Origin of the sequence: Virgibacillus sp. 6R (assembly GCF_001895305.1) — a bacterium.
Classification (GTDB): Bacteria; Bacillota; Bacilli; order Bacillales; family Amphibacillaceae; genus Virgibacillus; species Virgibacillus pantothenticus.
The window spans coordinates 741,089-763,485 of sequence record NZ_CP017762.1; the positions used below are offsets into that span (position 1 = coordinate 741,089).

21 protein-coding genes are annotated in these 22,397 nt (G+C 37.3%); 10 read left to right on the forward strand and 11 right to left on the reverse strand.

What is annotated here, in order from left to right; all coding sequences use genetic code 11:
* Nucleotides 1-342: 342 nt before the first annotated feature.
* Complete coding sequence (locus tag BKP57_RS03495; RefSeq protein ID WP_050350337.1) at nt 343-1,926, forward strand: ATP-binding protein; 1,584 nt, start codon at nt 343-345, stop codon at nt 1,924-1,926.
* Nucleotides 1,919-2,641, forward strand: coding sequence for a response regulator (locus BKP57_RS03500; protein WP_072740995.1), 723 nt, complete (start codon nt 1,919-1,921; stop codon nt 2,639-2,641). The genes BKP57_RS03495 and BKP57_RS03500 overlap by 8 nt, the downstream gene beginning before the upstream one ends.
* A gap of 110 nt (nt 2,642-2,751) precedes the next feature.
* On the opposite strand, the gene BKP57_RS03505 is transcribed toward BKP57_RS03500, so the two are convergent.
* The 4 genes from BKP57_RS03505 to BKP57_RS03520 all read right to left on the reverse strand — a co-directional run bounded on the left by BKP57_RS03505 (nt 2,752) and on the right by BKP57_RS03520 (nt 7,601).
* The gene (locus BKP57_RS03505) at nt 2,752-3,777 is read right to left on the reverse strand and encodes a 2-hydroxyacid dehydrogenase (protein WP_050350336.1); all 1,026 of its coding nucleotides are present in this window, start codon (nt 3,775-3,777) and stop codon (nt 2,752-2,754) included.
* A gap of 92 nt (nt 3,778-3,869) precedes the next feature.
* Nucleotides 3,870-4,928 (reverse strand): AEC family transporter, encoded by a 1,059-nt coding sequence (locus tag BKP57_RS03510; RefSeq protein WP_050350335.1) that lies wholly within the window; start codon nt 4,926-4,928, stop codon nt 3,870-3,872.
* Nucleotides 4,929-5,507: 579 nt separating this feature from the next.
* Entirely contained in the window at nt 5,508-6,518 is a 1,011-nt protein-coding gene (locus tag BKP57_RS03515; protein ID WP_050350334.1) for a 2-hydroxyacid dehydrogenase, read from the reverse strand.
* Between the two features lie 24 nt (nt 6,519-6,542).
* Complete coding sequence (locus tag BKP57_RS03520; RefSeq protein WP_072740996.1) at nt 6,543-7,601, reverse strand: AEC family transporter; 1,059 nt, start codon at nt 7,599-7,601, stop codon at nt 6,543-6,545.
* 585 nt (nt 7,602-8,186) lie between these two features.
* Between BKP57_RS03520 and BKP57_RS03525 the strand changes: the two genes are divergently transcribed.
* The 6 genes from BKP57_RS03525 to BKP57_RS03550 all read left to right on the forward strand — a co-directional run bounded on the left by BKP57_RS03525 (nt 8,187) and on the right by BKP57_RS03550 (nt 14,780).
* Nucleotides 8,187-9,917, forward strand: a complete 1,731-nt coding sequence (locus BKP57_RS03525; RefSeq protein WP_072740997.1) for an ABC transporter ATP-binding protein — start codon at nt 8,187-8,189, stop codon at nt 9,915-9,917.
* Nucleotides 9,907-11,718 carry an ABC transporter ATP-binding protein gene (locus BKP57_RS03530; protein WP_050350330.1) on the forward strand — a complete coding sequence of 604 codons (1,812 nt, stop codon included), beginning with the start codon at nt 9,907-9,909 and terminating at the stop codon, nt 11,716-11,718. The genes BKP57_RS03525 and BKP57_RS03530 overlap by 11 nt, the downstream gene beginning before the upstream one ends.
* Nucleotides 11,719-12,029: 311 nt before the next feature.
* Nucleotides 12,030-12,755, forward strand: coding sequence for an alpha/beta hydrolase (locus BKP57_RS03535; RefSeq protein ID WP_072742363.1), 726 nt, complete (start codon nt 12,030-12,032; stop codon nt 12,753-12,755).
* A 131-nt stretch (nt 12,756-12,886) separates the two neighbouring features.
* Nucleotides 12,887-13,405, forward strand: coding sequence for a YjcG family protein (locus BKP57_RS03540; protein WP_050350329.1), 519 nt, complete (start codon nt 12,887-12,889; stop codon nt 13,403-13,405).
* Nucleotides 13,405-13,839, forward strand: a complete 435-nt coding sequence (locus BKP57_RS03545) for a GNAT family N-acetyltransferase (protein WP_050350328.1) — start codon at nt 13,405-13,407, stop codon at nt 13,837-13,839. Before BKP57_RS03540 ends, BKP57_RS03545 begins: the two co-directional genes overlap by 1 nt.
* A gap of 230 nt (nt 13,840-14,069) precedes the next feature.
* The gene (locus tag BKP57_RS03550; RefSeq protein WP_072740998.1) at nt 14,070-14,780 is read left to right on the forward strand and encodes a DUF421 domain-containing protein; all 711 of its coding nucleotides are present in this window, start codon (nt 14,070-14,072) and stop codon (nt 14,778-14,780) included.
* A gap of 48 nt (nt 14,781-14,828) precedes the next feature.
* Here the strand turns inward: BKP57_RS03550 and BKP57_RS03555 are convergent, their stop codons facing one another.
* The 3 genes from BKP57_RS03555 to BKP57_RS03565 all read right to left on the reverse strand — a co-directional run bounded on the left by BKP57_RS03555 (nt 14,829) and on the right by BKP57_RS03565 (nt 15,721).
* Nucleotides 14,829-15,089 (reverse strand): hypothetical protein, encoded by a 261-nt coding sequence (locus BKP57_RS03555; protein ID WP_072740999.1) that lies wholly within the window; start codon nt 15,087-15,089, stop codon nt 14,829-14,831.
* 75 nt (nt 15,090-15,164) lie between these two features.
* Nucleotides 15,165-15,368: a hypothetical protein gene (locus BKP57_RS03560; protein ID WP_050350326.1), complete on the reverse strand. Its 204-nt coding sequence runs from the start codon at nt 15,366-15,368 to the stop codon at nt 15,165-15,167.
* Nucleotides 15,369-15,472: 104 nt separating this feature from the next.
* The gene (locus BKP57_RS03565) at nt 15,473-15,721 is read right to left on the reverse strand and encodes a hypothetical protein (protein ID WP_072741000.1); all 249 of its coding nucleotides are present in this window, start codon (nt 15,719-15,721) and stop codon (nt 15,473-15,475) included.
* A 227-nt stretch (nt 15,722-15,948) separates the two neighbouring features.
* Between BKP57_RS03565 and BKP57_RS03570 the strand changes: the two genes are divergently transcribed.
* Complete coding sequence (locus BKP57_RS03570; RefSeq protein ID WP_050350324.1) at nt 15,949-16,407, forward strand: CotY/CotZ family spore coat protein; 459 nt, start codon at nt 15,949-15,951, stop codon at nt 16,405-16,407.
* A gap of 112 nt (nt 16,408-16,519) precedes the next feature.
* Here the strand turns inward: BKP57_RS03570 and BKP57_RS03575 are convergent, their stop codons facing one another.
* Nucleotides 16,520-16,981, reverse strand: a complete 462-nt coding sequence (locus BKP57_RS03575; protein WP_050350323.1) for a CotO family spore coat protein — start codon at nt 16,979-16,981, stop codon at nt 16,520-16,522.
* A 1,068-nt stretch (nt 16,982-18,049) separates the two neighbouring features.
* The gene (mgtE, locus tag BKP57_RS03580) at nt 18,050-19,435 is read right to left on the reverse strand and encodes a magnesium transporter (RefSeq protein ID WP_050350322.1); all 1,386 of its coding nucleotides are present in this window, start codon (nt 19,433-19,435) and stop codon (nt 18,050-18,052) included.
* Nucleotides 19,436-19,609: 174 nt separating this feature from the next.
* On the opposite strand from mgtE, the gene prpE reads away from it, so the two are divergent.
* Nucleotides 19,610-20,356, forward strand: coding sequence for a bis(5'-nucleosyl)-tetraphosphatase PrpE (gene prpE, locus BKP57_RS03585; protein WP_050350321.1), 747 nt, complete (start codon nt 19,610-19,612; stop codon nt 20,354-20,356).
* Here the strand turns inward: prpE and BKP57_RS03590 are convergent.
* Both BKP57_RS03590 and BKP57_RS03595 read right to left on the reverse strand, forming a co-directional pair.
* Nucleotides 20,334-21,215, reverse strand: a complete 882-nt coding sequence (locus BKP57_RS03590; protein ID WP_050350320.1) for an RluA family pseudouridine synthase — start codon at nt 21,213-21,215, stop codon at nt 20,334-20,336. The two genes, prpE and BKP57_RS03590, sit on opposite strands and share 23 nt — an antisense overlap.
* Before the next feature lie 21 nt (nt 21,216-21,236).
* Nucleotides 21,237-22,040, reverse strand: a complete 804-nt coding sequence (locus BKP57_RS03595) for an NAD kinase (RefSeq protein ID WP_050350319.1) — start codon at nt 22,038-22,040, stop codon at nt 21,237-21,239.
* Between the last annotated feature and the right edge of the window lie 357 nt (nt 22,041-22,397).

The window sequence follows — 22,397 nt, forward strand, 5'->3', positions numbered from 1 at the left end:
CATTATAATACTCGTTTTCAAAATAAAAAGTACCATATGATAAGCATACCGTGTCTTACCGTATCCCATCTACCACTTACAGTGGAAGTAAAGATTGAATCCTGCTACAATAAAGTGAGCCTTCCATCAGTGAGGGCGTCTTTCATCCTGATGGTTAGCACATACCTAAATGCTCCTAAATACGTCAGGAATTCAGGTGTCAGTCTCCACTTTGGTAGCACCCTCCCGCTCTGTGAAACGGGAATTTTTCGGCACCTGATATTCGAGGTGAAAAGCAGAAAAAACAGAAGGGATCTGAACGACATTAAAGATAACTGGCTGTCTCGACTTTCATTGAAGAAAATGACAACCTTACTCGTCTTATTATCTGTGCTTGCTTCTTTAATTGCTTCAGCGATTCTTTTAGATAACTATGTATTAGAGCGGGAGCATCGAGCGGTTAAAAATAAAATAGCAAATGTGGCTAGAATGGTTGCTAAAGATATCCGTGTGATTAACAAAGTAGAAGACTCACCAGCTGACCCGACCATTCAAGACTATGCCAATGAAGTAATGGATGCAACTGGTGTCAGCTTTGTCGTCGTTTTAGATAATAACCTCATTCGTAAATCACATCCAGATGAGAGTGTTATTGGCGGGACCTTTTCAAATGTTAAAGATGCCAGTAAATCACTGAACGGCAGTGAACATTACTCCAGGCATATCGGCATTCTTGGAGAAGGCACTCGCTTTTTTACACCAATTTGGAATGAAGAAGGTGAGCAAATCGGGATTGTTTGTGTAGGTTATGTGCAGCAAACAATCAATGATGAGTTATGGAATGCTCGTAAAAATTTATATATTGGATTAGGGTGCGGGCTTTTAGTAGGAATCATCGGTGCATTATATTTAGCCCGTTATTTAAAAAAAGTGTTGCTAGGTCTTGAACCGAAACAAATTGTTGCCCATATGAAAGAAAAGGAAATTATAATCGATTCAGTAAATGAAGCGATCATTGCCGTTTCTCCTGAACGAAAGGTACTATTAGAAAATGTCAATTTCAACAATTTATTGAATAAAACGGAAGCCGCCTCCCATGCCATCCATGATGGCTATCTGAGTGAAAAAATATTTTCTTTAATTTTTGACAACGTATTCGAAACCGAAAAACCCATTGCTAATCGAGTTATGGTCATTAATCATTTCGAATTTATTGTCAATGTACAACTTGTCTATATCGATAAAAATATCTATGGCGCAGTAGCAACATTATATGATCAATCCGAACTACAGCATCTTATCCGTGAGCTTAGCGGGACGGAGCAGTACATTGATTCCTTACGTGCACAGAATCATAAATTTATGAATCAGCTCCACACCATTTTAGGCTTAATTGAACTGGAAAAGTATGCGGATGTGCATCACTTTGTCCGTGTACTCAACCATAATTACCACCGAGAAATCGGTTTTGTTACAGATAAAATTAAAAGTTCAGCGATAGCAGGTTTTTTACTTGGAAAAACAAGTGAACTGGAGGAACAAGGTGTTACCTTGACCATTGATGAGGATTCTCATTTTCCAGCTATAAAAATAGGTGAGATGCTACATGACTTATTGCTCTCCATGGGAATTCTCATCGACAACGCCAAAGAAGCTGTGCAGAATAGCTCTAAAAAGCACGTTACCCTCTTCCTCAAATACGATGCGGATGAAGGAGTCATTATGATTGAAGTGCAAGATACAGGCTCAGGCATTGAAGAGCATGTTTTGCCAAAAATATTCGAACGTGGTTATTCAACCAAAGGGGAAAATAGAGGCTATGGATTGGACGCCATTCAATCCATTGTAACACACTATGATGGGCTTATAGATGTCCAATCGAAACTTGGAAAAGGAAGCTCTTTCCGCATAGAAGTCCCTTTCAAATGGAGGAACGAAGATGATTAAAGTAATAATTGTTGAGGACGACCCAATGGTGGCAACGATTAACCAACAATACATTGAGCGATCAGAAGGCTTCCATACACTTACCACTGTCAGCAATATTAATGAACTATGGGAGGTGCTTGAGAAAGAAACGCCTGATCTAATCTTGCTGGATGTTTATTTACCTGGGCAAACAGGGATTGATTTTCTGCAAGAATTACGACAAAAGCAGTTTTCTATTCCTGTCATAATGATTACAGCTGCAGATGACATAGCAACGATTAAAAAGGCGTTGGAATCTGGGGTCATTGACTTTCTTATCAAACCTTTTACGTATGAGCGATTTAAGGTCGCAATCGAAAACTTTTTGCAATACCATAGATTAACAACAAGTGTGGAGAAAACCGACCAGGAAACGTTAGACCAATTACTAATCAAGGAAAGAAATCCTATATCTTCAAGTAGTAATGAAATTCTGACCCCACTCCCTAAAGGGTTATCCAAATTGACCTTAAAAAAAGTGTTACAAGCTGTGGAAAACCAAACTGATCCGTTTTCTACGGAGGATATTGCTACAAGTATTCATTTATCGCGTATTTCAACAAGGAAGTACTTGCAATATTTAGATGAGATTGGCTATTTGGCCTCAGAGCTAAAATATTTAACTGTCGGGCGTCCGATAATGATTTATCATGTAGTGCCTGACAAGGAGCATCTCGTTACGGATTATAAATAATCCCTTTCTTAACAACATACAAACCCCTTAATACCGTTATAACATTGAACAAAAAGCAAGCACCTTCCGAAAATACCTTGGAAGGTGCTAAATTTATTTTTGTGGATCATTTACGAAACAGCTTGGCTTTTATCAGGCAATTCTACAACATTTGACGTAATGCCTTTGGTAATAGTATCGTATAGATTTTCAAAGCTTGTCTCAATCATATTCGTTAGAGCCTCATCTGTATTTGAGCCAATATGTGGTGTTATAAGCACACGCGGGTATAAATCCACTAAAGCTTGTACGGTAGGATCCAGTTTTTTCCCATCATTAAATTGTTGGAAAAAGATGTCTTTTTCATTAGCAAATACATCCGTCCCGAAACCTTCTAATTTACGCGTGCGAAGCGCCTTAAGTATTGCCTCATTATCTTGGAGCTCTCCTCTAGCTGTATTAATGAAAATAGCTCCATCTTTCATTTTTGCAATGAATTCTTCGTTAACCATTTTATCATTTTTACCTGGAAAATAAGGAACATGCAAGCTCACAATATCACTTTCTCTTAATAGATCGTCCAGTTCCATAAAGGTAACGGTTTGTTTTGCTTCTTCGCTTTGATACACATCATAACCAAGTACTTCTGCACCAAGACCTTTAAAAAGCTTTGCTTCCGTTAAGCCGATTTTACCTGTACCGATAATTCCCACCTTACAATTTCGGATTTCTTTGCTAAACATCATCCCATCCACTGTAAAGTCTTTGTTCGCTGTTTTAGCGGTCGTATAGGCAGTGTGCCGTAGTAAAGACATGGCAAGCGTTAATGCTAACTCAGCAATAGCATTTGGTGAGTAAGAAGGTACACGTGCTACATACATATCAAAATCAGCTGCTGCTTGTAAATCGATATGATTATAGCCAACCGTTCTCGTAAATAAATATTTGACGCCGTATTTATGCATTTCTTGAATATTCTTTCGATCCGCCACACAATTCCCACGTAATAAGACAGCATCCATTCCTTTGGCAGTGTCAATATTATCATGTGTTAATAATTCTTCAATCAATGTTAATTCAAAATCGTATTTATTTAACTTGTTAAAAAATGGCACTTCATTTTCTCTTACTCCATAACAAGCAACTTTAATTGTCATTATTGCCCTCTCCTTTATTGAATATTAATAATCATCAGACATCAATTATCATATTTAACTTGTTTTTTAAGTTTTATTTTATTTTTATTTCCTTAACCAAAAAGATTTGTTGATGTAATCATATTGATCACAATAATCCATATTGGGATCATTACCACGGCGCTGATCGTTGACAATAAAGATGCATTAGAAGCAAGCAATGCGTCTTTATCAAAGCTAATTGCATATGCAGCTGCTACTGTTGCAGTCGGCGCAGCCATCATAATGACTATCGTTCCTACAGACACCGCACTCATAGTTAAAATTCCAGTAAGCGAAAGAATAGCTAAAACGACAATGTTAAGAATGGGAACTAAGATAACCTTGTTTGCACTATACACGATAGATGTACGATCGGTAATAGCTGTTTTAAAATCAATCGATCCTAAAGTAGATCCGATTGCTAACCATGCTAAAGGCGATGCTAAGCCGGCTAAATATGTCATTGGGTTGAATAACCAAGGTGCAGTTTGATCAATTCTTAAAAATGCTACTGATGAAGTCGTTCCATCTGCTGCTACAACAGTCATTTGTGGTAACGAATCTTGGAATACCCAGATAAACAAACCTACAAAAGTAGCAATAACAATCGGATTTAAAAACATTTCTTTCAGATTCTTAGCTTCCATTTTTAATCCACTCATTTTGATATAACCATAAGAGTAAAGAAAAATGCGATAGCCAATATTAAAGATAGAAGCATATAGTACACCTTCAGCCCCATATATAGCACCAACAATTGGAATACCAAAGAACGTTGTGGAACCAAAAATAGTTAGAACACGTAATGTATCTTCTTTATCTCCTTTAAACTTGGCATACATTGGCTTCGTTACAATAATTAAAATAATATAAATTGCAATTCCCCAAATTAAAATGCCCATTCCTTCTGCTAGTGATTCTTGGTCAATATCATTCATAAAAGCTTTTAACGCAAGAGCCGGTAACGCTACAGATAAAACCACTCTTGATAGCATTTTTCCTACTTGGTCGCTGAAGATACCTTTTTTCCGGCAATAATAGCCTAATAAAATAATGAACATCGTTGATGTAATAGCACTAATAATATTCATATCAGTAAACGTCGTTTGCATGACTTCTAGAATTTTCATTTTCTTTTCCTCCAAGTTCCTTTTGTGAATTTTTTCACATGTTGTGTTACAGAAAATTAAGCCGGCTATTTCTTACACGTTTATAATAGTCCAATTCTGTAAATTTAAGAATATAATCTAACTAAACTAACTTATGTAATTTAAGTAAGTGAAATACTGAGCAAACTTTCATATTAGTGAAACTTCCCATGCATAAACTTTTCGTGGTAAATCAACTATAAATCGTCCTATAAGCGGTTCAAAAGTATATGCAATAAGGTCTGTGCAAAAGAACTAAACTAGTAAAATCCTCTGTTTAGCATTATATCAACTAGGACGATAAAGTGAAGGTTTTCATTCGTCTCCCACTGATTGTTAGTACCGTAATGGTATGACCTAAAGGTCTCTTACGAAATCGGGCATTTAGGTGCTGTTATCCCCTACTTAGTCTTGTTGCTGGACAGATTATCCAACTCCTGTAGTGGGAGTCTTACAGCAACTTATATACGGGAGAAAATTAACATGATTTAAGAAGTGGTTAAAGCAAAGGTAAAATAACGAGATGAATACAGTCGTTCCGTTCATCCCGTTTTCTATATATTATTTGTTTGGTAATGATACAGCATTTGGTGTACTTCCTTTTGTTAATGTATCGTAAAAATTTTTAAAGCTGGTCTCAAGCATATTTTTTAATGCCTCATCGGTATTGGATCCTATGTGAGGCGTAATAAGCACTCTTGGATATAATTCAATTAACGCCTTTACAATTGGATCAAGCTTTTCATCGTTAGAAAACTTTTGGAAAAATATCTCTTTTTCATTTGCAAAAACATCCGTTGCAAATCCCGCTAATTTATTCGTTTGCAATGCTTTCAAAATTGCTTCATTGTCTTGCAGTTCTCCCCTAGCAGTATTAATCAGTATAGATCCATCCTTCATCTTAGAGATAAATGATTCGTTTACCATTTTTTCATTTTCTCCTGGAAAATAAGGAACATGCAAGCTGACAACATCACTCTCGCTTAACAAATCGTCTAATTCCTTAAAGGTAACGACTTGTTTTGCCTCTTCACTTTGATATATATCATATCCAAGCACCGTTGCACCCAAGCCTTTGAACAATTTTGCTTCCGTTAGCCCGATTTTCCCTGTACCAATAATCCCTACCTTACAGTTTCTTATTTCTTTACTGAACATTACTGGATCGACTGTAAAATCCTTTTGCGCCGTTTTCGATGTTGTATAGGCTGTATGTCGTAATAAAGACATAGCTAAAGTTAACGCTAATTCCGCGATAGCATTCGGCGAGTAAGATGGAACCCTTGCTACGTACATGTTGTAATCTTTTGCCGCTTGTAAGTCAATATGATTGTAGCCAACTGTACGAGTAAATACGTATTTAACTCCATATTCAGACAATTTACTCATATTCTGCCTATCAGCAACACAATTGGCTCTTAATAAAATCGCATCCACTCCGTCAGCGGTTTCTATATTTTCATGAGACAGCAACGGCTTTAGTAAATGTAGTTGAAAGTTATATATATTAAGCTTATGAAAAAATGGAATTTCATTTTCTCGAACACCGTAGCACGCTATTTTTAAAGTCACTTTTTATCTCTCCTTTCTGTCTGTTCATCCGAATATTGCTGTAGCAGCTATTAAATTGATGACAACGATCCATATAGGAATGAAAATGACTGCTGCTATAGTTGAAAGTAAGGATGCATTAGAAGCTAATAAAGCATCTCTATCGAAGCTGATTGCATAAGCCGCTGCTACTGTCGCTGTTGGTGTAGCCATCATAATTACAATCGTTCCTAAGGAAACATCACCGATAACTAAAATATTTGTTAATGCCAATATAGCGAGAATAACGATATTCAATATAGGAACAATAACAACTTTATTAAAACTGTAAAATAAGGATGTGCGATCTGTTATCGCCGTTTTAAGCTTAACGGAGCCTAAAGTTGCGCCTATGGCAAGCCAAGCTAGCGGGGAAGCAAGTTGCGCTAAATAAGTCATTGGCTGGAATAACCATGGTGCCGTTTGATCAATCCGTAAAAACGCAACCTCTGACGTCGTTCCATCTTCTGCTACCACACTAACCTGTGGTAAATAGCCTTGAAAAGCCCAAATAAATAACCCTAAAAACGTAGCAATTACAATTGGGTTTAAAAACATTTCCTTCAAATTTCCAGCTTCCATTTTAAGCCCACTCATTTTGATATATCCATACGAGTATAGGAATATACGGTATCCGATATTAAAAATAGAAGCATACAATATACCTTCTGCTCCATAAATAGCACCGACAATTGGAATTCCAAAAAACGTAGTGGATCCAAATATCGTTAGCACACGTAACGTATCTTGCCGATCTTCTTTATACTTTAAATACATCGGCTTAGATACAATAATTAAAATAATGTAAATAGCTACGCCCCATATTAGGACCTCTATTCCTTCTGCTAGCGATTCTGCATCAATGTCTTTCATAAATGCATTGAATGCTAGCGCAGGTAAAGCAACTGTAAGAACTACTCTAGATAACATTTTTCCAACTTGATCATTAAATATATTTCTTTTGCGACAGAAAAAACCTAATAAAATGATGAACAATGTGGAAGAAATTGCACTAACGATGTTCATATCTGTAAACGTTTGTTGTATCTCTTGAAGTATAGTCATATTTTCTCTCCAAATTCTTTATTTATTTAATTTTTAATGGCTACATAAGCTAAAGGAATTGTCATAGTTCCAATATCTTTAGAAAAATTTTTCCCTCACAGCAAAATATTATACAAATAAAGAGTGAATTTATTCAGGAGAAGTCTTTCTCCATGAAACGAGAGGTTTAAAAGCTAGAAATCTCAAGCGCTCTTGAAAAAAGACGATAAGCTTTTCTCCGTGCGATGTCCGCTTCCAAAGTTTTTCTTGACCTTGAAAAAGAAGAATACTTTTTCTACGTGCAAACGTGCAAACCGCTTAAAAACAGCAGCTACCTACCCGAAACGAATCGAGCATTTAGATGCTACCCGCTAACTTGCACTTATACTTCTTAGTACTCCTCTTAACTGTTGAAATGGCAATCTTACGGCACCTTATATGTAGGACAAAGTGTTTGATGATATGAAAGTAGTGGACTACATCTATAATTGATGATATTTTTTTTACATTAAACAACCATTCATTCACCAAATAGGATATTGGATAAATACATCAAATCCATTTATAATAGGTAGAAATTGTGTAGCATCATGGGAGGAGGTCACCATGAAGACCGTTTTAGCATTTTTAAAACCTTATAAGCTGCCTGCAAGTTTAGCCTTTATGCTCATGCTAGTTGAGCTCGCAGTTGAACTTTTGCTTCCATTTCTGCTTGGAAAAATGATTAATGAGGGTGTGGTGAATCAAGATTTATCGACAATCTTAGTGTGGGGTAGTATTATGATTGGACTTGCTCTCATTGCTTTCATAGCTGGAATTGTTAACTCGTTTTATGCTTCTCATGTGAGCTGGAGATTTGCTTATGATCTTCGTGAAAAGCTATTTGCGAAAATACAGGCATTCTCATTTGCTCATTTGAATCAGTACCCTACTTCGGCTTTAATGACTCGATTTACTAATGACATACGGCAAATGCAGAACACCATCTATATGATGCTGCGAATTATGTCTAAAGCACCGCTAATTGTTATTGGCGGCGTGACAATGGCGTTTGTTGTAAACGCTAAATTGGCACTTATCTTTCTTATTTCCGTTCCCTTATTGGTCGTTTTTGTTCTCTGGGTATTAAAGGTTGCCAGTAAATTATTTCATCAGGTGCAAAAAAGCGTGGATAAATTAAACCAAGTGATGCAGGAAAACCTAAGCGGCATGCGGTTAATCAAAGCATTCTCACGTAGAAATTACGAACAAGAACGATTTAAAGAAGCAAACCAGTCGTTAGCAGATAAAACGAAATCCACATTTCGATTTGTTGAAGCTTCCATGCCTGTTTTACTTTTTGTGATGAATATTAGCCTACTGTTTATTATTTGGTTTGGTAATTCACAAGTTACAGCCGGCTCTACGAACGTAGGAGATGTCGTTGCCATCATCAATTATGCGCTCAGAGTATCCATGTCCATTTCGATGTTCACATTCATTATAATGGCTTTTTCAAGAATGCGGGCCTCAACAAAGCGAGTAAGTGACATTCTTCGGATAGAGACAGATTTACAAAGCACAAAGACAGCTGACACTTCTGTAGTCATTAATCAAGGTGCAATTTCTTTCCAGCAAATTCATTTTACGTATCCAGAGCATGATAAATCTGTGTTACATGGTGTTAGTTTTAACATAAAGAGCGGAGAAAAACTCGCTGTAATGGGAGCAACTGGTGCGGGGAAAACATCTTTGTTTCAATTAATCCCTCGTTTATATGATGCAAGCAGTGGCACCATTACGATTGATAACAAAGATATTACAACATATCCTTTAGATCAGCTCCGAAATAGCATTGGCTACGTGCCTCAGTCTCCCTTGCTTTTTACAGGTACTATTAAAGAGAATATCACCTGGGGGAAACCTTCAGCTACTTCCGAAGAAATGATCCAAGCCGCAAAGGATGCACAAATCCATGAAACGATCTTACAATTAGAACAGCAGTATGAAACGAAAGTCGGTCAAAAAGGGGTTAATCTTTCCGGAGGCCAAAAACAGCGGATTTCTATCGCCAGAGCCCTGATTCGAAAGCCGAAAATCCTTATGCTGGATGATAGTACTAGTGCACTGGATTTAACGACAGAAGCGCATTTACTAGAGGCTATTGACACATATCATTGTACGACATTAATCATTACACAGAAGGTAAGTACGGCTATGCGTGCTGACCGAATTCTCCTATTGGATAATGGAAAAATTTTAGCACTGGGAACACACCAATCATTGCTTGAATCATCCAAGCTCTATCAGCGGATTGTGGCATCCCAGTTTGGTAAGGAGGTTTCTTATGCTAAGTAAACAATTAAAACAGCCTTTTCAATACGAAAAAATTCCCGTTTCATCGGTAGCGGCTCACAAGAAAAAGCGTGCGCAAGATACAGTGGGGACAATTCAACGCATTTGGTCTTACTTAGCAAAAGAAAAAGGAAAATTAACGCTTGTTATATTAATGGTGATTGCTAGCTCTGCCTTAGGTCTTGTGGGTCCGTTTATGATTGGCATGGCGGTGGATGATTTTATTGTCGCTAAGCAAACTACAGGACTAGTCACATTATTAATCTGGCTCGCAATCATTTATCTGTTACACTCCTTATCCATTTTCCTGCAAAACTACTGGATGATTAGCATTGCACAAAATACGGTTTATGCTTTAAGAGAAGATTTATTTCATCAATTTCACCGCTTGCCAATTGCTTATTTTGATAAACGGCAACATGGGGAATTAATGAGTAGAATTACAAACGATATTGATAACGTAAATAACACGCTAAACCAATCAGTAATCCAAATATTTTCCAGCGTCCTTACGTTAACCGGTACGATTGGTGTCATGCTTTACCTAAGTCCAATACTTACAGCTATAACGATGGTTATCGTGCCAATTATGTTTTTTGCCATTCGCTGGATAACAAGACGAACAGGACCATTATATAAGCTGCAACAAAAGAATCTAGGGGAAGTGAATGGGTATGTTGAAGAGATTGTATCTGGACAGCATATCGTAAAAGCTTTTTCCCAAGAGAAGCGTGTCATGAATGAATTTGAAACACGTAATCAACAATTGAATCATGCAGGATTTTGGGCATTAACCATTTCTGGATTTATCCCTAAAGTGATGAATATGCTCAATTTCCTTAGTTTCGGTCTAATTGCACTAGCAGGCGGTATTCTAGCCATTTACGATATAGTAACCGTTGGGATTATAGTTATTTTTACGGAATATGCGAGGCAATTTACACGTCCCTTAAACGAACTATCCAATCAGTTTAATATTCTATTATCAGCAGTTGCTGGTGCAGAGCGCGTATTTCGCGTAATGGATGAGGAACAGGAAGAAACAGATGAGAAAACTGCGCAAAAGCTCCATGATACAAACGGACACATAGTTTTCGACCAAATTTCTTTCGGCTATGAGGATAGTAATATTCTACATGATATAAGCTTTGAAGCAAAACCAGGAGAAACCATTGCTTTTGTTGGTCATACTGGTGCAGGAAAAACAACAATCATTAACTTAATCTCCAGATTTTATAATTATGATAAAGGCGAAATTTATCTAGATGGTATACCACTAAAATCAATTCAACGGTCGAGTCTAAGGAAACATATGGCCTTTGTTTTACAGGACGCCTTTTTATTTCGAGCAACGATTCGTGAAAATATTAGGTACGGTCGTCTAGAAGCGACTGATAAAGAAGTTATCCAAGCAGCTAAGGATGCAAACGCCCATGAATTTATACATCAGCTTCCAAATGGGTATGACACCATGTTAGATCAAGATGGCAGCGGAATTAGTCAGGGACAAAGGCAATTGCTTACCATCGCGCGCGCTTTATTAGCTAAACCGAAAATCTTGATTCTAGATGAAGCGACCAGTAATATTGATACCATAACGGAGTTAAAAATTCAGGATGCTTTAAAGCGTCTGATGAGGGGAAGAACAAGCTTTGTTATTGCCCATCGTCTCAATACCATTCAAGAAGCGGATAGGATTATCATGCTACAACATGGGGAAATAATAGAACAGGGCAGTCATGAACAATTGATCGCTTTAAAAGGACAGTATTACCAGTTAAATAAAGGGCAAAAGGTAGATTAATTCCATTCATAGTAACTAGACATGAAAAATAGCCTAAACCCTAATAAGATTTAGGAAATGACAATAGGATTTTTTTCCATCTTGATAATGTTATCAAGTGAATCTTCCATCAGTGGGGGTTTTCATTTATCCCCTACGGATTGTTAGTACCATAATGGTATGACCTAAAGACCGCTTACGAAATAGGACATTTAGATGCAGTTATCTCTCACTTAGACTTGTGTTGCAGTACAGATTATCCAACTCCTGAAGTGGGAACCCTTATATACGGGGGAAAAACACAGCAAATGAATAAAGGAGTGCAAAAGCCTGTGGGAAGAAAAGGTTCCATGATTGAAAAACAAATTAATAGTACGTATTTACAAGAAAATATGACTTTAATGATTTATCAGCCAGAAGGTTTTTCTCCACTGTATAAATATAATCTATGCATTATGCAAGATGGCAATGATTATTATCAGCTTGGCAGAATAGCTACTTTAAGCGACAGACTCCATGATAGTCAGGAAATTTCTAATACCATCTTTGTTGGTATTCACTATAAAGATAAGTTTGATCGCCGTGACAAATATCATCCAAGCGGCATACAAAACGAAGCGTATATGAAATTTTTATGCCATGAAATCGTCCCACTCCTAGAAGAATTATTTCCAACGTATTATATGGGACAATCGAGAACTTTATTGGGAGACTCCTTAGCTGGAACCCTTGCTCTTTTGACAGCAATTCGGTATCCAAACACATTTGGAAAAGTTATTATGCAATCTCCTTATGTGGACAATACTGTTTTAGAAGTGATAAAGTCAGCTAGAGATATGGATCGAATCGCCATATACCATACAATCGGGATAGAAGAGACAAATGTAAAAATGACAAATGGTGAAAGGATGGATTTCCTTACACCAAATCGCAAACTCCACCAATTATTAAAAAATACTGCCACTAGCTACGATTATTATGAATTAGAAAATGGCGAACATACTTGGAAATACTGGCAAAAAGATTTGAAACGTGCCTTAACTTCCATGTTTCTGTAATATTTTTCAGATAGTGCAAAATACTCTCTTATTTTATTGTTATTTTTGTTATAATAAAGGTTAAGTTTAACTAGCTTTTTGGGGTCTCGAACATTGCATAATCATTGATTCTAACGAGGAGGTTTTATGAAATGAAATACGGCATTGTTATTTTTCCAACGAAAGAAATCCAAGATGAAGCAAACTCTTATCGAAAAAGGTACGATCCACACTATGCTTTAATTCCTCCGCATATTACATTGAAAGGAGCTTTTGAAGCAGACGATCAGCTTATTGAAAGTTTAATTATAGAATTAAAGCGGATTGCCAATGAAACAAAACCGTTTACGATTAATATCAACAAGGTAAGTACATTTGCTCCGGTTACCAATACCGTTTATTTAAAAGTAGAGCCAAGACAAGAGCTTATTGACTTATATGAAAAGATGCATACTGGTAAATTTCCTGACAATCAGGAATATGCGTTTGTTCCACATATTACCATTGCTCAAAAGCTACCACACGATGAATACTCCGATGTGTACAGTAGCTTAAGTATGAAAAAAATTCGTTTTGAAGACACGATCGACCGCTTCCAATTAATGTATCAATTAGAAAATGGTTCTTGGACGGTTTATGAAACTTTTGTATTCGGGAAAGAGTACCTATAATGATAACACGAGTAACTACAAAGGAAGAACTGGAACACGCCTATCATGTCCGTACTATAGTCTTTATTCAGGAACAAAATGTTTCTCCTGAGGAAGAAATGGATGAATATGATGATGAAGCGATCCACTTTATTGCTTACGATGGTAAAACTCCCATTGGAGCTAGTCGTCTGCGCTTTGTAGATAACTATGGCAAGCTAGAAAGAATTTGTGTACTAAATGAATACCGTGGTCAATCGATTGGTAAACAATTGATTCAGGCGATGGAACAAGCTGTGCTTGAGCATGGATATCACAAGTCTAAGTTAAATGGGCAAACGCATGCAGAAAGTTTTTACCATCATTTAGGCTATGAAACGGTTTCCGATGAGTTTCTAGATGCAGGAATACCGCATGTTACGATGATAAAACTGTTAACTGTCCCGTCCAAATAATCAGTCTACTTAAGCTTTACATTGAAACTTCATACTATGATTTTCTTTGAATAAAAGACCGATTAATGGAGTGATATTTTTGAGATCCATTTCTTTCATGCAGTATTTGCAGCATCTTAGATTCGATATACAACAGGAGTTGGTGAAATTATACCAGCTCCTGTTTTTATGAATGATTTTCTGCTATCTGGTAAACCTAAAACTGATCGTGCTCCAGGGAGGTCATTCATTTGAATTATTATTTGCAAATGCTTATTGATACCATATTTGGATTTGCAGCTTTGTTTTTACTTACAAAAGTATTAGGGAAAACGCAAATCACCCAATTAACTCCATTTGATTTCATATCTGCATTAATCCTTGGAGAATTAGTTGGAAATGCGTTATTTGACAAAGAAGCGAGTGTTGTAGAGATTGGCTTTGTGATCGTACTTTGGGGAGGACTGATTTATTTAACAGAAATTATTACTCAAAAATTCAAACGTACACGTAGCATATTGGAGGGTGGACCTGATTTTGTCATTTATCGCGGAAAACTAATTAGAGATGTGATGAAAAAGAATAATCTTGATATTAACCAATTGCATAGTTTATTGCGGGCAAAAGATATATTTTCTTTAAAAGAGGTAGAATTTGCGTTCATGGAAACAAATGGAACCGTCTCTGTTATTCGGAAACCTCCATACCAAACACCAAACAAACAAGAGCTTCAAGTTTCTACCGAGAAAGTAAATTTAGCCACCACGCTAATTAATGATGGTGAAATTATTTATGATAATTTAAAAGAAAAAAATTTAACCGAAGAGTGGTTAATGGAGCAATTAGAATCGCAGCAATATAAAAGCGTAACTGACGTTTTTTACGCAGAATATAAAAAAGGAGAAGATTTATTTATTCTCCCTTTTGTAAATAGAAATCATTACAAATACGATGGGAAGTAATCAGCATTACTTTCCACCGTATTCACTGGAGATACAAAAAACGCTTCCTCATATTTCTTTGCTAAATCGTTCTCCTTTCCTGTACATGCCATAAAACTTAGACGCGTCCAGTACGTCCTGTTGGCTTAACACGTACCGATCATATCCTGCTGTATGGAAACGTTCATATTGTTTTGATAATTGCTGATGGCGTTTATCAAGTACGCTTTTAAATGGACGATGAACTGGTATCGTATCCTGTTGCTTTGTATTCATTCTTTGGTGATATTGCTGATATTGGTATTGCTTTATTGGCAATATATATCCCATTACCACCACTCCTTTATTTACTGTAATCTGCCTTTCTATTAGTATATACCCTTTTTTAGAAAAGTCTATTCTTTTTTACTCTTCTAATTTGCTTCCGATTTTTTTCAGGACGTTTTCGATTTGGACGATTTGTTTTAAAAAAGCGTCATTCCAGGCATCTATTTCCATTTCCCACTGTTCTGCTTTCTTATCTGGATATTGCAGCCACTTTTCATTTTTCTGAAGGTGCTTATCAATAATGTCCATGTTTTGTAACCATTTGGGTTCAGATGTACTCATATTTTCTCCCCCAATGTTAAATACCCTTTTAGCATATTTGGTGAAATGTTCAAAGAGTATCTATTACTTAGCAAGTGCTCTTGAAGCACTAGCACTAGCTTCATTTAAAACCAGGAAAATGGCGATCTGCGCTCATCTTCTCTATGTTCGTCATCATCTTCTTTAAGATCTTCATTCTCAAAGGATTCATCTTGCTCATATTCTTCGTTTTCATCCTTATCTATAGGACGGCTTGAAAAGAATGGGTCTCTCCTATGCGGTGGACGTGGGGCTCGCTGTGGTTCAATAAAGACATTATCTGCTTTAATAACAAGATCCTTCACATGAATAACCTGCTTTTTTCTTTCTGACATTTGTATGTCACTCCTCCTTATTATGGTCGTTATTAGTCTATGTTCCATTTTGAAATCAGTATAGTCATTCGCCCGTAATTTATTAGAAAACGATAGGCAAAGAAATCCACTTCATTCATCTTGATTCTCTTCTTAGAATTAATGGTAGTGCCCACACAATCCTTGTATTCATACATATTCTAGTAAAGACAAATGAGTCAATTACAAGTTGAAAGGAGAAATAATTCATGGGTTGTGGAAAAGAATTTGATACAGGAAATTGCGTATGTGATATTTTAAAGGAGATAGCTGATGCACAAAATGATGTCATTGAAAATTGCTGCGACTCCAGCTGTGAACAATCAATTAATGATCTTCTAGGAGAAAGAGATCAAGGAAATGGACTTGATACCGTTCCTGTAATTTTGTACTGTAAAGGAAATTGTAAGCCATTTAAAGGTTTCGGGGCTCATCCAAATGATATCGGTGATATCGTTGCAAGCTTCTTCTTTAGAGTGAAAAAGGTAAAAGATGATTGTTGCGCGGTTCTTGAACTATTAAGAGACCCTCGCGATGATAAAGCGAACCCTGATGATCCAGTAGAGCAAGATACCAAACCATTACGCGCTACAGGAATTTGTATAACAGTAGACTTAAACTGCTTCTGCCATGTAACCTGTCTACCAGCAATTAATGCATTGAACTAATTTCAAGATGAACACTGAGATAATATTGTCTCGGTGTTCATCAACACAATATGAACTTTAAAAAATAAAGCACATGCAAAAGTGGGACTAAACCAGTCCCACTACATCCAATTTAAAAACCCAGGAGCTTAATATGCTTAATATCATCTAAACTTACTTTTGTACTGGATGAACGATTACCTACGCGAATAAATACATCGTTTCCTTCAGCTCCGGTGATGACACCACGATATGTCCGTTGCTCTGTTTTAATTTCACACTTTAATTTTGGGGCATAGCTGGGAGATTTAATAAAATAATCCACTTTTTCTTCAATGGACAAGTCTTTAAATTTTGGCTTTTCTCCAGCTTGCTCACTTTCTTTTGTTTCTTCCTCCACGTCCTCTTCTTGGTTCGTAAAATTTTTGTTAAACGATGGATGCCGCATCGCTTTCTTCTTCCCCCCGTCAGTAGTTGATTTTACACGTTGTTCTTTCTTTGGCGTCACATACATATGCTGCATAGGAGCATACAGGTCCCTTTCATTTGGTTGATGGATGAAAAGTAATGGTTTTTTGGCATACTTCTTCCCCATTCCTTCTTCCCCCTTTCCTTAACTTCATTATATGAAACTACCCATGGAAATGTGTTGTTCTCAATATATGCAACAAATTTAAAAGTACAACAAATAGTATAAATCCACTCTAGCCGTTCCCATAGAGGCACAATTTGAACTTTGAATCACCAAAAAGGAGAATTGCCCTTAAAAACCAATGTTGAAATTGGATGCATTAATTTCTTTATCCCAACAAATGTTATAGAGCCTTTATATTAGACTTTGGACGAGATTGGCGTTTGCATAAGCGTACAAGATCCCGCCTCCTTTTATGCCGACATTCTTTTGAAATAATAGCAAGACAAATCCCCCACAATGGACTTTCTCCTCCTAGATAGTCGCCATGCTTAGCACAAAGGCGCAAGCGCCCGTTTAGTAACGTAGCGAATGGAACGAATCAACTGAGATAAAGGAATCATGCCCCTGCAACCAGGGGTATGACGACGTCGGGCGGCAAGCCCGTTTTTAGTCGGCCTTCCCCTTAGCGACGAACCGATGATGACTTATCGTAGGGCGATTTCGTGAAGTCGCCTAGTTGCTGGGCGATGGAGCCGGACGTGGCTATTCAGTTATTTCGTTATCTCCAAGCACCTAATTTTATACTTTCTTATTCTGGCACAAAGGCGCAAGCGCCCGTTTAGCAACGTAGCGAATGGAACGAATCAACTAAAGATAAAGGAATCATGCCACTAAAAACAGGGGTATGCCGGCGCCTGAGCGGCAAGCCCGTTTTTAGTCGGCCTTCCCCTAGCGACGAACAGATGAGGCCTTATCGTAGGGCTCATTTCTAAAGTCGCATCGTTGCTGGGCAATGGAGCCGGACGTGGCTGCGGTTATTTCGTTATCTCCAAGCGCCTAAATTTATACTTTCTTATCTCTTTAGAAAAACTTGGCTTGTCGCCAAGTCTTATGGCGGAAGCCTTTGTTTTTCTTAACTATAAACCAAAAAAATCTTATACTTTTCTATAGAGCAAATAAGCCGAACAATTATAAATGGATTGTTCGGCTTTTGCTATATAGTATTTGCTTATGTCCCAGCCTCTTTCTCTAGGTTAAAAACCTCATGAAAAAAGTTGCCAAACTAAAATAAATTAGAATAGAAATTATATCATTAATTGTCGTTATAAAAGGACCTGATGCTACCGCAGGGTCAATTTTAATACGATCCATAAAAATAGGAACCAATGCACCGGCAAGTGTAGCTACAAATAAAGTTGCAGCAATGGAAATCCCGACTAGCAATCCTAAATAAAAATCATGCTTCCAAACATAAATGACGAGCATAATAACAATACCGCAAATAATACCGTTTATTAACCCTGTGCTCGCTTCCCGTAATACGAGCTTCATCTTCCCTTGCTTACCATAATCGCCGCTTGCTAAGCCACGAACTGCAACTGCTAATGCTTGGGTGCCTGAGTTCCCTGCCATTCCAGCGATTAGAGGTATAAAAATAGCTAACACAGCTACTTGATTTAACGTTTCTTCAAACCGACCAATTAAACTGGCAGTAAACATACCTAGAAATAACAAAATGACTAACCACGGTAAACGTTTTTTCACGGAAATTAACGCACTATCGTTAGGCCTTTCTACATCAGTTACCCCAGCAAGCTTGGAATAGTCATCGCTTGCTTCTTCTTCCATAACATCCATAATATCGTCTACAGTGATAATTCCTAATAAATGATCTTGAAAATCCACAACTGGTAACGCCAAGAAATCATAGTCTCGCATCATTTGCGCGATTTCTTCCTGGTCTTTTCCTACAGATACAGCAACTACTTTCTCCATCATGATAGCTTCTATTCGTGTATCTTCTTGGGCTACAATTAAATCTCTTAACGATAGCACACCGACTAAGCGTTTATCTTCATCTAACACATACAAATAATAAATCGTTTCTGCATCAGGAGCTTGTTCCTTTAATTGTTGCATCGTTTGCTTTGCTGTGTTCGTTTTATAAGTCGCAATATATTCGGTGGTCATAATACTACCAGCAGTTTTTTCTTCATAATGCAATAATTGCTTTATTTCATCTGCTGCAGATGGATCCATAATGGTCAAAAAGCTGGCAATATGGTCTTTATCCATCTCATTCAGTATATCAACCGCATTATCCGCCGACATCTCTGCCAAAACCATGGAAGCAAATCGTGGATCCATTTCGCTAATTAAATCACGAACCTGTTCCTCTTCATCCATACTCTCCATAATATCGGCAACCTCTTCTGGAGATAAGTAGGTATAGATTTGCAAACGGACAGATTTTTCCTGTTCGATGAAAAACATGGCTTGATCATAAGGATGCATATCAAGGAATTCGTTGCGAAACCCTTCTATATTGTCCAGTTCCAAAGTTTGCTGTAGTTTCTCCCAATGCTGCTCATACTGCTCTTCATAATCTTTATCATAACGATGATTGGTTTCCATACGATCACTTCCTTCTACCCTATTCTCATTACCTGTTTTGGAATCGAATAAACCCTTTTACTTGGATGAATAACAGGGGTTTGTTTATAATATAGAACAACTTATGCCGTTTATAGAATGTTTATCACGGACATATCATATCCAAAAACAGACAACAAATCAAGGAGTGTTTTGATGAAAATAGATGTAATTGGCGATGTTCACGGATGTTTAGAGGAATTAGAACAATTATTCTACAAACTAGGGTACAAAAAAGAACAGGGGATTTTTATTCACCCAAACCAACGTATACCAGTGTTTGTGGGCGATATCACCGATAGAGGGCCACATTCGTTAAAGGTGATATCGCTCGTATATCATATGGTTGTTATCCATAAAAGAGCACGTTATGTTCCTGGAAATCACTGTAATAAATTATATCGGTATTTTTTAGGAAATAAGGTGCAATTACGTCACGGCTTGGAAACGACTGTCGCTGAATATAATAACTGCTCAGCAGAAATGCAATCTACCATACGTCACCAATTTATCACATTATATGAACAAGCTCCCCTGTACTTACATCTACCAAACATAAACGCAATCATTGCCCACGCCGGCATAAAAGAAAGCTACATTGGAAGAAATGATAAGCGCGTAAAAACTTTTGTGTTATATGGAGATATAACTGGTGAATTCCATGCTGATGGTCGACCGGTCCGCCGTGATTGGGCAAAGTTTTATAAGGGAGATAATTGGATTATTTATGGACATACACCTGTTTTAGAGCCGCGCTTTTTAAACAAAACAGTGAATATTGATACTGGCTGTGTCTTTGGGAATCAATTAACGGCATTTTGTCTGCCTGAAGAAAAAATAGTGGCTGTCCCTTCTAAACAGCCATTCGTTCAAGAGAAATTTACAACTTTTGAAGTGCCGTAACCATATCCATTGGTAACTTTGCCGAAAAATGCAATATCTGTTTTGTCATTGGATGTGGTAATGACAAGGAATAACAGTGTAATGCTTGACGTTGAATAATGTTGAGGGAGCCTCCGTATAATGTGTCCCCACACAGAGGATGTCCAATTCCAGAAAAATGAACGCGAATTTGATGTGTTCTACCTGTCTCTAACTGAACATTAATGAAGGAATATAATTCCAAATCTCGTTCCACATGATAATGTGTAATTGCTCGTTTCCCATCAGACCGAATTTCTCGCTCTATGATGGAATCAGCTTTTCTCCCAATTGGCGCATCAATGGTTCCTGATGGCTTACTCAACGAACCTTCAACGATAGCCTGATATTTTCGATTTACCTCACCAGCCTGTTGTAAAGCGGATAAAATAGAATGACTGTACCTGTGCTTGGCAACTAGCATCAATCCAGAAGTATCTTTGTCCAGCCTTGTAACGATATGAACCGTATAGGTACTATGATGTTTCTCATAATGCGCTAGTAATCCATTGGCTATGGTACCTTCTGGATAGTGATAAGATGGAATAACAGCTATTCCTGGAGGTTTATCAATCACAATAATGTCGTTATCCTCATAAACAATGGATAGGGGGATATTCTCTGGAACCATCAGGTTGCCCCGCTTTTCTATCGGCAATTCAATTTTCACTTTATCTCCTGTTGCTAAAGCATAACGAACAGATTGTTCTATACCATTCACTAAAATCAATCCGCCATCAAATTTAATCGTTTTTAAAATCCTCCTTGAAAATCCTTGAACCTGACGGAGGTAATCGCGAAGCAGCATTCCTTCGTGCTGTTGTTCAATTTTCCATTCCATATTTTCGTCACTTTCCCGCCATTAGTTATTGTCATCTGCCACAAACGATTCACGCACACGTTTCCAAAACGGAAATTGACGAAAACGAGCAAATCGTATACGCTCTTCAGCTACACGACATTGGATCGATTTCACATTTGCATAGTTCGTTGTAAAATGATCAATTGCAATTAAAAAGCTACGATCTACTACAGGCTTCAATAAGCATGTATGATGCTTTGGTAAAATGAGCGGTGAGCCTATTGTTCGAAACACCCGATTATTGATGGATGCCATTTCTGTCAATTGAATGGCGTCAATAGAAGGGTGAATGATTCCTCCACCTAATGCTTTATTATATGCGGTACTACCTGAAGGTGTAGAAATACATAACCCATCACCACGAAATGTTTCAAAATGCTCTCCTTTAATTTCAACATCAAAAACGACAGAGCCATCGGACGTCTTTATTGTAGCCTCGTTTAAAGCTAAAAAGCGGTCCTCTATACCACCTGATTTTCCCCGAATGATTACTTCTAGTAACGGATATTCAACAATTTGAAATGGGGTTTTGGCAATTTCAATAATTAATTTCTCTACTTCATCTGGAACCCAGTCAGCATAAAAACCGAGGTGTCCAGTATGTATGCCGATAAATGCTGTTTCCTTTAAACGCTGTACATAGGTATGAAAAGCTTCTAAAAAAGTTCCATCTCCACCAACAGATATGACTAAGTCAGGCTCATTTTGATCATACTCCAATTGAAAATCTGTTAAATACTGCTTTATTGTCGCTTTTATTTGTTCGGAGCGCTCGTCTCCTTTTGATACAATAGCGAACTTCATCATTGCCTCCTCCTCTCATTTTTTAAGTAATAAAGTGAACCTTCCATCAGTGGGGCTTTTCATTCCCCCCACTGATTGTTAGTAGCCCAAGGGATGACCTAAAGGCCTCTTACGAAACAGGGCATTTAGGTGCTGTTTATCTCCCACTTAGACTTGTTGCAGTACAGATATGATCCAACTCCTCAAGTGGGAATCTTACAGCACCTTATATATGGGATATATTGCACGCTTGTTCAGTAAGGACAAGCATTCCTATCTTATAAATGATCAAAGTAACATAACGCATTCGTATTGAAACATGAAACAAGATTCGAATGCCCACTCATGAATAAAAAAGTCATTCCTTTGTTATAAAGC